The sequence below is a fragment of the Tepidiphilus baoligensis genome (genome assembly GCF_012911495.1).
In the GTDB taxonomy this organism is placed as follows: Bacteria; Pseudomonadota; Gammaproteobacteria; order Burkholderiales; family Rhodocyclaceae; genus Tepidiphilus; species Tepidiphilus olei.
Window position 1 is genome coordinate 86,672 of record NZ_JAAAUB010000007.1, and the last position, 12,330, is coordinate 99,001.

General features: G+C 64.3%; 9 protein-coding genes. All 9 read right to left on the minus strand.

The genetic code is table 11. The features are described 5' to 3' along the window. Window positions 1-3 precede the first annotated feature (3 nt). The 9 genes from GV368_RS06385 to GV368_RS06425 are packed head-to-tail and all read right to left on the minus strand — an operon-like array spanning window position 4 to window position 12,320. Window positions 4-1,209 (minus strand): molybdopterin molybdotransferase MoeA, encoded by a 1,206-nt coding sequence (locus GV368_RS06385; RefSeq protein WP_142803424.1) that lies wholly within the window; start codon window positions 1,207-1,209, stop codon window positions 4-6. Next, window positions 1,209-3,239 (minus strand): ATP-dependent DNA helicase, encoded by a 2,031-nt coding sequence (locus GV368_RS06390; RefSeq protein ID WP_169115932.1) that lies wholly within the window; start codon window positions 3,237-3,239, stop codon window positions 1,209-1,211. The genes GV368_RS06385 and GV368_RS06390 overlap by 1 nt, the downstream gene beginning before the upstream one ends. Window positions 3,240-3,250: 11 nt before the next feature. Next, window positions 3,251-4,414, minus strand: a complete 1,164-nt coding sequence (zapE, locus tag GV368_RS06395) for a cell division protein ZapE (protein ID WP_169115933.1) — start codon at window positions 4,412-4,414, stop codon at window positions 3,251-3,253. Beyond that, on the minus strand, window positions 4,414-5,835 hold the full coding sequence (lpdA, locus tag GV368_RS06400) for a dihydrolipoyl dehydrogenase (RefSeq protein ID WP_169115934.1): 1,422 nt from the start codon (window positions 5,833-5,835) through the stop codon (window positions 4,414-4,416). Before lpdA ends, zapE begins: the two co-directional genes overlap by 1 nt. Window positions 5,836-5,890: 55 nt before the next feature. Continuing rightward, the gene (odhB, locus tag GV368_RS06405) at window positions 5,891-7,099 is read right to left on the minus strand and encodes a 2-oxoglutarate dehydrogenase complex dihydrolipoyllysine-residue succinyltransferase (protein WP_169115935.1); all 1,209 of its coding nucleotides are present in this window, start codon (window positions 7,097-7,099) and stop codon (window positions 5,891-5,893) included. Between the two features lie 34 nt (window positions 7,100-7,133). Next, window positions 7,134-9,968: a 2-oxoglutarate dehydrogenase E1 component gene (locus GV368_RS06410; protein ID WP_169115936.1), complete on the minus strand. Its 2,835-nt coding sequence runs from the start codon at window positions 9,966-9,968 to the stop codon at window positions 7,134-7,136. A gap of 48 nt (window positions 9,969-10,016) precedes the next feature. After that, window positions 10,017-11,312 carry a citrate synthase gene (gene gltA, locus GV368_RS06415; RefSeq protein ID WP_169115937.1) on the minus strand — a complete coding sequence of 432 codons (1,296 nt, stop codon included), beginning with the start codon at window positions 11,310-11,312 and terminating at the stop codon, window positions 10,017-10,019. Then, window positions 11,309-11,623 carry an FAD assembly factor SdhE gene (locus GV368_RS06420; RefSeq protein ID WP_169115938.1) on the minus strand — a complete coding sequence of 105 codons (315 nt, stop codon included), beginning with the start codon at window positions 11,621-11,623 and terminating at the stop codon, window positions 11,309-11,311. Before GV368_RS06420 ends, gltA begins: the two co-directional genes overlap by 4 nt. Next, window positions 11,613-12,320 carry a succinate dehydrogenase iron-sulfur subunit gene (locus tag GV368_RS06425; RefSeq protein WP_169115939.1) on the minus strand — a complete coding sequence of 236 codons (708 nt, stop codon included), beginning with the start codon at window positions 12,318-12,320 and terminating at the stop codon, window positions 11,613-11,615. The genes GV368_RS06420 and GV368_RS06425 overlap by 11 nt, the downstream gene beginning before the upstream one ends. Between the last annotated feature and the right edge of the window lie 10 nt (window positions 12,321-12,330).

A 12,330-nucleotide genomic window follows, 5' to 3' on the forward strand; every position in this document is an offset into this window, starting at 1 on the left:
CCCCTAATTCAACAGCTCCGCCAAGGGCCAATACCGCACGAGATCCCCCGTCTGCACCGGGGTGCCCGGAGGAAGATCCACCAGGCCGTCAGCCCACACGAGCGAAGCCAGGGCCGACGACCCCTGGTCGGGGTAAGGCACGGCCCAGCCACGCGCATCGAGCCGCACTCGTAAGAATTCACGCCGGGGATCGGGTCGGGTACGCGCGAACCCCGCCGGCACGCGCCAGGTGCGCGACGCAGCCTCCTTCGCTCCTTGCAAACGACGCAGGAAGGGGCGCACGAACAGGACGAAAGTCACGAACGCCGAGACCGGGTTACCCGGAAGCCCGACGAAATGCGCCGCCCCGACACGTCCGTAGGCAAGCGGCTTGCCTGGCTTGATCGCCAGTTTCCACAGATCGAGCCGTCCTTGCGCACGCACCGCGGCCACGACATGATCTTCCTCGCCCACCGACACCCCCCCGCTCGTGATCACCACGTCGGCGGCATCGGCCGCGCGGTGCAAAGCCAGCCGCGTCGCCTCCAACCGATCGGGCACCACGCCGTGGTCATCGACCAGACATCCCATGCCTTCGAGCAGCGCGCGCAACTGATAGCGGTTGGCATTGTAGATCTGCCCCGGCCCCAAAGGGGTACCAGGCATCACGAGCTCGTCACCGGTCGAAAAAATCGCCACGCGTACCCGACGACGCACCGGCAAGGTGTCAAAACCCACGCTTGCGGCCAACGCCAGGGCCTGGGGGGTGAGCACGGCGCCGGCGGAGAGGATCTCGGCGCCGAGGGCGATCTCACTGCCAGCGCGCCGTACCGACTCACCTGGATGAGGCACGTGGCGAAACACGACCCGATCGCCCTCCACCTCGACGCGCTCCTGCATCACGACCGCATCGGCCCCTTCGGGCAAAGGCGCCCCCGTGAAGATACGCGCCACCGTGCCTTCGGCGAGCGGCAAACCGATCGTTCCCGCAGGGATACGCTGGCTTACCGGCAAACGAACGCCGACCCGTTGGAGCTCGGCGCAGCGTACGGCGTATCCATCCATCGCCGCGGTATCCTGTCGCGGTATGCTGATCGGCGAGTACAGCGCATCGGCAAGCACACGCCCGCGCGCCTCCAACGTATCGATGAGTTCCACGTCGCGCACCGGTTCGACCGCCGACAGCAGCCGCGCCACCCCTTCCTCGAACGACATCAAAGCTTGCGTCACTACGTTTCCCCTCTGGATCCGATGTCTTCACTGGGTGCATCCGCACCCTGGCTCGACGCAGCATTCTCTTGCGCCGCCGTCGTCGCGATGGTACCCAAAAATTCCTCTGCGCGGCGCACGTCACGCGTACGGCGCATCGGCGGCAGACTGGACCACAAAATCTTGCCATAGACTCGGGTAACCATGCGCGGATCACAGATACACAACACGCCCCGATCGCTTTCGCTGCGAATGAGTCGACCCGCACCTTGTTTGAGCTGAATCGTGGCCTGCGGCAACTGTAGCAGGGCAAACGGAGACTGCCCCTCCTTTCTCAGCCGTTCCATGCGCGCCGCGAGCACGGGATCGTCCGGCGGTGCAAACGGCAGTTTGTCGATGACGACGAGCGAGAGGGCCTCGCCGGCGACGTCCACCCCTTCCCAGAAACTCTGGCTGCCGACGAGCACGGCTCGGGGCGTGGTGCGAAAGCGCTCGAGCAGCGCGTGACGTGGCCCCTCTCCTTGCACCAGCACCGTGTACTCGGCCCCCAAACGCGCTCGCAGTCCCTCACCCAGGCGCTGCATCGCCTTGAGCGAGGTACAGAGCACGAACGCCCGCCCTTCGGCGGCACGGATCAACCGCTCGGCCAATTCCTCCACCGCCGGCAGATGCTGCGGCGAACCCGGCTCCGGCATGCCGTGGGGCACCAGCAACAAAGCCTGGCGGCGATAGTCGAAGGGGCTCGCCCAGATTCCTTCGCGTACCGGCAGTTCCTCGTCGAGCAGCCCGAGGTCACGGCGAAAATGTGCGAACGAACCGGCCACCGCCAGCGTCGCCGAAGTCATCACCCAGGCCCGCTTCCCCGCGCTCAGGAGCCGGGAAAACGCCGGCCCCGCCTCGATCGGCGTGCGGTGCAGCGTAAACCGCGTACCAACGGCCTCCACCCAGCGCACGAAACACGCTCCTTCTTCGCCCCATTGGGCGAGCAAGCGCTCGACCGCTTCGGCCCTGGTTACGAGCCGCTGCAAGTCCTCGCTGCGTTCCTGCTGGCTCGCCAGCACCTCACGCAAGACGCCCGCGCTCGTCATCAAGGTCTGCAGGGCCGATTCGAACCCAGCGGCCTGCTCCAGCGCCTGCTGCCGCGGCCAGCGCAGCGTCTCGGCTGGCAGGCTCAAGCGCAGGTCCTTCACCGCCTTGTCGAAGGCGTCGATCGCGTCGCGCAAGGGCCGAAAATCCGGCGCCGCCACCAACGCCTCCACCCGGGCATCGCGCACGAGCTCGAAACACTGGGTCGACGCCAGGCTCTCACCGAAGAAAACCGCCGCGAGCTCGGGCAGCTGATGCGCCTCGTCGAACACCACCAGATCTGCCTCTGGCAAAAGCCCGCCGACCCCCTCGTCGCGCAGCACCAGATCGGAGAAAAAGAGGTGGTGGTTCACCACCACGCACTCGGCCTCCTGCGCCGCGCGGCGTGCCTTCATGAGAAAGCACTCCTGCCAATGAGGGCAGTCCTGACCAAGGCAGTTGTCGCGCGACGAAGTGGCGAAGGTCCAGACGAAGGAGGCTTCGGGCACAGCGACACATTCCGCCTTGTCGCCGGAAACCGTGTGCTGCGCAAAGCGCGCGATGAGCCGCAACAGCGCCGCATCTTCGGCCGTGATGAACCGTCCGTGAGCGAGATTGCGCTCGAGATGATAGTGACAGACGTAGTTCTGCCGCCCTTTGAGGAGCGCCGTGCGCACCGGAATTTTCAGCGCCGCCTTCAGGCGCGGCAGGTCGCGATGAAAGAGCTGATCCTGCAAGGTCTTCGTGCCGGTCGACACGATCACCTTGCGCCCCGAGAGCAAGGCCGGCAGCAGATAGGCGAAGGTCTTGCCCGTGCCGGTGCCGGCTTCGGCGAGCAACACCCCTTTCTCCTCGATGGCGCGGGCCACGGCGAGCGCCATTTCGTGCTGCTGCGGCCGATGGACGAACCCGGGGATCGCCGCCGCGAGCCGTCCGCCCGGGCCGAGCTCCTCTTCGATGCGCGCCTCGAGCGTCTCCCCGTCCATTGCCGCTTCCGTCAATCGGGCCGGTGTGCTTCGGCCAGATAGTCGCGCGTGCGCATCTCGATCAGGCGGCTCGCGGTGCGGACGAATTCGTGCGCGTTCAAGCCCTCGCGGTAGAGTTCCTGTGGTTCGGCTTCGGCGGTGGCGATCAGTTTCACCCGATGATCGTAGAGCACGTCGATGAGCCAGGTGAAACGCCGCGCCTGCGAAGCCTGTGCCGGCCCCATCCGCGGGATGCCGCTCAGGAGCACCGTATCGTGTTCGCGCGCGATTTCCAGGTAATCGTTCTGCGAACGCGGCCCATCGCACAGGGCGGAAAAACTGAACCAGATCACGTCCTGGTGCCGACCGAGACAAGGAATTTCTCGGCCGAAGATCGGGTAGGTACCAGGCACCGGCTCATGCCCCGTGAGGCGGCGGAAATCGTCCCGCAGCTTGGCCTCGTTCTCGGGCGAAGGCGGCACGAGGTAGAGCTCGACGTTCTCCAGGGTGCGCAGGCGATAGTCGGTGCCCGAATCGACCTCTAGCACGTCGAAGGTCCGTTCGATGAGGGCGATGGTGGGCAGGAAATTCACCCGCATGAGCCCGTTGGGATAGAGCCCGTGCGGCGGATAGTTCGAGGTGAGCACGAAGACCACGCCGCGTGCGAGCAAGGCTTCCAGAAGCCGGCCCAGAATCATGGCATCGGCGATGTCCGAGACGTGGAATTCGTCGAAACACAGCAGCCGCACCTCTGCGGCGATGTCCTCGGCCACCTTGGCAAGCGGATCGGGAACCTCCTTGTGCCGGCGCAAATTTTCATGCACGCGCTGCATGAAGGCGTGGAAATGCACCCGCCTCTTGGCGGCAAAGGGGCAAGATTCGAAGAACACGTCCATCACGAAGCTCTTGCCACGCCCCACGCCCCCCCAGAGATAGACGCTGCGCACCGCCGGCTCGGTCGGTGCCGTATGCTTCGGCTTCGCTGCGAAGACACGACGCAGAAAACCCAAGGGGACGCGCGCAGCCCCCTCGTCCCCAGGTCGTGGGCGCTCGGCGCGACACAACGCCTCACACAGACGTTGCAGCCGCTCGACGGCACGGCGCTGCGCCGGATCGGTACGATAGCCCCGCTCGGCGAGCGCCGCATCATAGGCCGCGACGATGTCACCCGCCGCGGCCGCGACCTGCTCGGCCATCAGAAATGCAGCGCCCGGCGATCGACCGCCAGCGCCGCTTCGTGCATCACCTCGGACAAAGTCGGGTGGGCATGGCAGATGCGCGCGATATCCTCGGACGCCGCCCCGAACTCCAGCGCCACCACCGCCTCGGCGATGAGCTCGGAGGCGTTCGCCCCGATGATGTGCACGCCCAGGATGCGGTCGGTCTTGGCACAGGCGATCATCTTGACGAAACCCTGCGGCGCCCCCATACCCAACGCCCGTCCGTTGGCGAGGAAAGGAATCTTGCCGACGCGATACTCCACGCCCTCGGCCTTGAGCTGGGCCTCGGTCTTGCCCACCCAGGCGATCTCGGGTGCGGTGTAGATCACCCAGGGGATGGCGTCGTAATTCACGTGCCCCGCCTGACCGGCGATGCGCTCTGCCACCATCACCCCTTCTTCCATCGCCTTGTGCGCGAGCATGGGGCCGCGCACCACGTCGCCCACGGCCCAGACGTTGGGCAGGTTCGTGCAGCAATGATCGTCGACCACGATCTGACCCCGCTCATTGACCTGCAAGCCGACCCCCTCGGCACCGAGCCCGTCGGTGTTGGGCACGCGCCCCACCGAGACGATGACCCGGTCGGCCTTCAGCGTCTGCTCCTTGCCTTCCTGGTCGCGATAGCGCAAGATCGCCCCGTCACCTTTTACCTCGGCGCCCTCGATGGTGACGCCGAACTGGAACTTGAACCCCTGCTTGGTGAAGAGCGACAGCGCCTCCTTGGCCACGTCCGCGTCGGCGGCGGCGAGGAAGTCGGGTAGCGCTTCGAGGATGGTCACTTCCGACCCCAGACGACGCCACACCGACCCCATCTCGAGCCCGATGACACCGGCCCCGACGATGACGAGCCGCTTGGGCACGGCCTGCAGCTCGAGCGCGCCCACGTTGTCGCACACGATGCGGTTGTCCACCGGCAGGTTCGGCAGATGGCGCGCCTTGGAGCCCGTCGCCACGATCACGTGCTTGGCGAGCACCGTCTCCTCGCCCACGCGCACCTGCCAGCTCTCCCCTTCGCGACCGAGAAACTGCCCATGACCGGGCAGCAAGGTCACCTTGTTCTTGCGAAAGAGCCCCTTGATCCCCTGGGTGAGCTGGGTGACGATGCCGGCCTTGCGCTGCATCATCGCCGGCACGTCGATCGCCAGCCCCTGCACACGGATGCCCTGATCCGCAAAGGCATGGGCCGCCTCCTCATAGAGATGCGAAGTGTGTAGCAGAGCCTTCGAGGGAATACAACCCACATTGAGGCAGGTTCCGCCGAGGCGGGGTTCACCCTTGGGGTCGGCATAGGGATTGGATTCACAACAAGCGGTCTTGAAATCAAGCTGCGCGGCGCGGATCGCCGCGACGTAACCCCCCGGGCCACCGCCGATCACCAAGACGTCGAAACTTTGCATCGATCCTTCCTCCTCATGACGAAAAAGGGGCGGCATATGCCGCCCCCTACGGCAATCACACGCCAAAGAGCAGGCGCGCCGGATCTTCCAGGGCTTCCTTGATCGTCACGAGTCCCAGCACCGCCTCACGCCCATCGATGATTCGATGATCGTAAGACAGGGCGAGGTAGTTGATCGGACGGATCACGATCTGGCCGTTCTCGACCACCGGACGGTCTTTGGTGGCATGGATGCCGAGGATGGCCGACTGCGGCGGGTTGATGATCGGCGTGGAGAGCATGGAACCGAACACACCGCCGTTGGAGATGGAGAAGGTTCCCCCGGTCAATTCCTCGAGCGACAGACGCCCGTCCTTGGCCTTCTCGCCGAATTCGGCAATTTTTTTCTCGATCTCGGCCATGGAGAGCTGGTCGGCATCACGCAGGATGGGCACCACCAGGCCGCGCGGCGAACCGACGGCGATGCCGATGTCGATGTAGCCATGATAGACGATGTCGTCGCCATCGACCGAGGCGTTGAGGATGGGGAATTTCTTCAGGGCGGCGCAAGCGGCCTTGACGAAGAAGCTCATGAACCCCAGACGCACGCCGTGTTCCTTCTCGAACTTCTCGCCGTACTTCTTGCGCAGCTCGATGACGGCGGCCATGTTCACCTCGTTGAAGGTGGTCAGCATGGCGTTTTCGTTCTTCGACTGCAGGAGACGCTCGGCGATGCGCTTGCGCAGCTTGGTCATCGGTACGCGCTGCTCGGGACGTTCCCCCGTCACGGCAACGGCGGACGCGACCGGAGCGGCACCGCCGGCCGGTTTGGTTGCGGGCTGAGCCGCCAGCGCATCTTCCTTGGTGATGCGCCCGCCGCGCCCGCTACCCGACACACTTTCGGGCGCGATGCCCTTTTCTTCGAGGATCTTGCGTGCGGCGGGGCTCGCCACGGCGGCAGTGGTGGCGGAGTCACTCTGGCCCTTGGCCGGCGCTTGCGCCGACTCGGACGCCGCCGCCCCCGACGTCGCACCGGCAGACGGCTTGGCTTCGGTATCGATCTGAGCGATCACCTCGCCGGAGGTCACGGCTTCTCCATCCCCCTTGAGGATCTTCACCAGGACCCCATCGGCCGGGGCCGGCGTCTCCAACACGACCTTGTCGGTCTCGATATCGACGAGGTTCTCGTCGCGCTTGACGAAATCCCCCTCCTTCTTGTGCCAAGCCACCAGCGAGGCTTCGGCCACCGACTCGGACAGCTGGGGCACTTTCACTTCGATCAACATGTCATTCTCCTGACGGTCTGGTATGACTGCGCGCTCAATCGGCCTCGATCGGGCCGAACGCCCCTTCGATCACGGCCTTCTGTTGCACCACGTGCTTGGCGAGGTACCCCACGGCGGGCGAGGAGCTGGCCGGGCGCGCGACGAGCAGTAGGCGACGACCGCGCCCGAGCTCGTTCTTCAGATGCTGGCGCGACAGCAGCCAGTACCACACGCCCTGGTTGCGCGGTTCTTCCTGCACCCAGACGAGTTCCTTGGCTTGGGCGAAGGGCTTGAGGGCAGCGTTGAGCGCCTCTGCCGGGAAAGGATAGAGTTGCTCCAGCCGGATGATGGCCGTATCGTCTATCCCTTTCTCGCGCCGGTAAGCGAGCAACTCGTAATAGATCTTGCCTTGGCACAGCAGCACGCGCTTGACCTTCTTCGGCGCAAGCTCTTCGACTTCACCGATCACGGTACGATACCCCCCGTGCAGGAAGTCTTCCATGGGTGAGCCAGCTTCTTTCAGGCGCAGCAGCGACTTGGGCGTGAACACCACCAAGGGCTTGCGCACGCGCCGCAGCATCTGACGGCGCAGCAGATGGAAGATCTGCGACGCCGTGGTGGGCACGCACACCTGCCAGTTACGCTCGGCCGATAGCTGCAGATAGCGCTCGATGCGCGCCGAAGAGTGCTCCGGCCCTTGCCCCTCATAGCCGTGCGGCAGCAGCAGGGTCAGCCCGCACAACCGCCCCCACTTGGCTTCGCCCGAGGCGATGAACTGGTCGATCACCACCTGAGCGCCGTTGGCGAAGTCACCGAATTGGGCCTCCCAGATGGTGAGCTGGTTCGGCTCGGTGATGGCGTAGCCATAGTCGAAGCCCAGCGTCCCCTCTTCCGAGAGGGTGGAATCATAGACGTAGAACGGCGCTTGCCCTTCCTGGATGTTCTGCAGCGGAACGTAAGTGCCTTCGTCGCGCCGCTCGCGGTTCTGGTCGTGCAGCACCGCGTGGCGGTGGAAGAAGGTGCCGCGCCCCACGTCTTCGCCCGACAGGCGCACGCCGAAACCCTGCGCCACGAGCGAGGCATAAGCGAGGTTCTCGCCGAATCCCCAGTCGGCCGGGATCTCGCCGAGCCCCATCGCCCGCCGATCCTCGATGATCTTCTGCACCCGCGAATGCAGGACGAATCCTTCGGGAATCGTGGTGAGCCGTTCGGCCAGGCGCCGATATTCGGGTGCGGGAATGGACGTATCGCACTCGTCGGTATATTCCTGTCCGATGAACGGGGTCCAGTCGATCGCGTGCTTGCGCACGACGTTGGCCACGACGGGATTGTAGAGGAGCTCCCCGCGGTCGAGATGTTCGCGGTATTCCTGGATATAGCGCTCGGGGTCGTCAGAGGCGATCACGCCGCTCTGCACGAGATGATCGGCATAGAGCTTGCGCGTGCCCGGATGCTGCCGGATGCGGCGATACATCAGCGGCTGGGTCACCGCCGGTTCGTCCTGTTCGTTGTGTCCGAGCTTGCGGAAGCAGACGATGTCCACGACCACGTCTTTCTTGAATTCCTTGCGGAATTCCATGGCGAGCTGCATCACGAAGGCCACTGCCTCGGGGTCGTCGCCGTTGACGTGGAAGATGGGCGCCTCCGCCATCTTGAAGATGTCGGTGCAGTAGGTCGAGGAGCGCAGATCGCGCGGATCGGAAGTCGTGAAGCCGATCTGGTTGTTGATGACGAGGTGCACCGCCCCGCCCACGCCGTAGCCGCGCGTCTGGGCGAAGTTGAGCACCTCCTGGTTCACCCCTTGGCCGGCCACCGCCGCGTCGCCGTGGATGATGATCGGCACGACCTGATCCTTGGCCTCGGCCGGATCGCGGCGCTGCTGGCGCGCGTAGCTCGAACCGAGCACCACCGGATTGACGATCTCCAGGTGCGAGGGGTTGAACATGAGCGAGAGGTGCACCGGTCCGCCCGGGGTGAGCACGTCGCTCGAAAACCCCATGTGGTACTTCACGTCGCCGGCGGTGAGCTCCTCGGCCTTCTTGCCCTCGAATTCAGCAAAGAGCATGGCCGGCGGCTTGCCCAGAACATTGACCAGCACGTTGAGGCGCCCGCGGTGCGCCATGCCAATGACGATTTCCTGCGCGCCATGCCGCCCGGCCACGCGGATCGCCTCGTCCAGCGCCACGATGGCCGACTCTCCCCCTTCGAGCGAAAAGCGCTTCTGACCGACGTAGCGGGTATGCAGGTAGCGCTCCAGGGTTTCGGCGGCGGTGAGCCGCTCGAGGATGCGTTTCTGCTGATCGACCGTGAGCTTCGCCTTGCCATGCACCGGCTCGAAGCGCGCCTGCAACCAGCGCTTCTGTGCCGTGTCGGTGATGTACATGTATTCGACGCCCACGGTGCGGCAATACGTCTGACGCAGCGCATCGAGGATCTCACGCAGCGTGGCCGTCTGCTTCTCCAACCCGCGGAAAGAGCCGACGTTGAACTCGCGGTTGAGATCGGCTTCCGTGAGCCCATAGGTGGCCGGCTCGAGCTCCTCCACACGCGGCTTTTCATGCAGTTTCAGAGGATCGATGTCCGCGACGCGGTGCCCGAGGAAGCGGTGCGCGTTGATGAGCTGCAGCACCCCCACCTGACGCTGGCCATCGTCGGTGCCGGTCTTGACGAAGCGCACCGGCCCCATCTTGGCCATTTGCTCGAACGCGGCGCGGATCGGAGCGTGTGGCACTTCCTGCTCCGGCCCCGGTCCCTGACGCAGGGCATCGAAATAGCGCCGCCATTCTTCGGGGACCGACTGCGGATCGACGAGATAATGCTCGTAGAGCTCCTCGACGAACGGGGCGTTGGCCCCGAAAAGGACGGTCGTGTCCTGGAATTCCTTGTACATGGGGATCTCTCTTTCAGGCCTGGGCCTGGGTTCCGGTCATACGATGGCTCATCCCCGAGCGTCGAGCGGCACGACGTCGCGACGCGGCGCACCGACGTAGAGCTGGCGCGGACGGCCGATCTTGTATTCGGGATCGGTGATCATCTCTTCCCACTGCGTGAACCACCCCACCGTGCGCGCGAGCGCGAAGATGCAGGTGAACATCGAAGTCGGGATGCCAATGGCGCGCTGCACGATGCCGGAGTAGAAGTCCACGTTGGGATAGAGTTTCTTCTCGACGAAGTATTCGTCCTCCAATGCGATCTTCTCCAACGCCATGGCCAATTTGAAGAGGCGATCGTTCTCCAGCCCCAGCTCCTGCAGCACCTCGTGGCAGATCTGGCGCATGAGCTTGGCACGCGGGTCGTAGTTCTTGTAGACGCGGTGACCGAATCCCATGAGCTTGAAGGGGTCGTTCTTGTCCTTGGCGCGCTCGATGTACTCACCCACGCGAGAGACGTCGCCGATCTCCTCAAGCATGCGCAGACAGGCCTCGTTGGCGCCGCCATGCGCCGGGCCCCACAGGCAGGCGATGCCGGCAGAGATGCAGGCGAAGGGATTCGCCCCCGAGGAACCGGCCAGACGCACCGTGGAGGTGGAAGCGTTCTGCTCGTGGTCGGCGTGCAGGGTGAAGATGACGTCCATCGCGCGTACGAGCACCGGATTGGGCTCGTACTTCTCGCAGGGCGTACCGAACATCATGTGGAGGAAATTGGCCGCATAGCCAAGATCATTGCGCGGATACATGAAAGGCTGGCCCACGTTGTATTTGTAGGCCATCGCCACGATGGTGGGCATCTTGGCCACCAGCCGGATGAAGGAAACGGTGCGATGCTCGGCGTCGCTGAAGTCGAGCACGTCGTGATAGAAGGCCGAAAGGGCTCCGACCACGCCGACCATCACCGCCATGGGGTGGGCGTCGCGACGAAAACCGGTGAAGAAACGGTTCATCTGGTCGTGCAGCATGTTGTGACGCCGCACGCGGTTGTCGAAGTCTTCGAGTTCGGTCTTGGTGGGCAGCTCGCCGTTGCGCAGCAGATAGGCGACTTCGATGAAGGAACACTGTTCGGCCAACTGCTCGATGGGATAGCCGCGGTAGAGGAGTTCCCCCTTTTCTCCATCGATGTAGGTGATGGAAGAGCGACAGCTCGCCGTGGAGAGAAAACCGGGGTCGTAGGTGAAATGCCCGGTTTCGCTGCCGAGTTTGCGGATGTCGATCACGTCGTTGCCGAGCGTGCCCGAGAGGATGGGATAGTGATATTCCTTGCCGTCGATGACGAGCGTCGCTTTACGTTCCGTGCTCATGCTTTTTCTCCTTCGTTTTCGAGGGTTCCGAACCCCTCCTCACCCGTCAGGCGCGTGCGCCGGTGCACCCTCACGCCGCGCAGTTTTTCGACCATCCCGCTCCAATGCGGCCGAGGGATGGGACGGGTACCATTGACGAGAGCCCACAGTTCGTGGTCTTCCAATGCCAGCAGCTCTTCGAGGATCGCGAGTTCCTCGTCGCCAAGCCGGTCGAACTCGACCTCCAGGAAATCCTGGAAGATGAGGTCGAGTTCGAGCAGGGCCCGCCGACAATGCCAGCGGATCCGTCCCTTGGGCTCGTCATACCGCACGCGAGACCATCAGCTCCTTGATCTTGCCGATGGCCTTGGTGGGGTTGAGATGCTTGGGACAGACATCGACACAGTTCATGATCGTATGGCAGCGGAAGAGCCGATACGGATCGTTGAGGTTGTCGAGCCGCTGATTCGTGGCCGTGTCGCGCGTATCGGCAATGAAGCGATAGGCGTTCAACAACCCCGCTGGGCCGACGAACTTGTCCGGGTTCCACCAGAAGGACGGACAGGAAGTCGAGCAGCACGCGCACAGGATGCACTCATAGACGCCGTTCAGCTCCTCGCGCTCCTCGGGCGTCTGCAGGCGCTCGCGCTCGGGTGGAGGATCGTCGTTGATGAGATACGGCGTGATCGAATGGTACTGCTTGAAGAACTGCGTCATGTCGACGATGAGGTCGCGGATCACCGGCAGGCCCGGCAGCGGCCGCAGCACGATGGGCTGTGTCAGGCTGTCGATGTCGGTGAGGCAGGCCAGGCCGTTCTTGCCGTTGATGTTCATCGCATCCGACCCGCACACCCCTTCGCGACAGGAGCGGCGGAAGGACAGCGAATCGTCCTTGGCCTTGACGCGCACGAGCGCCTGCAGCAGCTTCTTGTCGGTCGGTTCGAGCTCGACCGAAATGTCTTGCATGTAGGGTTTCTGATCCTTGTCGGGATCGTAGCGATAGATGCGGAATTGCACCACTCGGGTCATGGTCGATTCT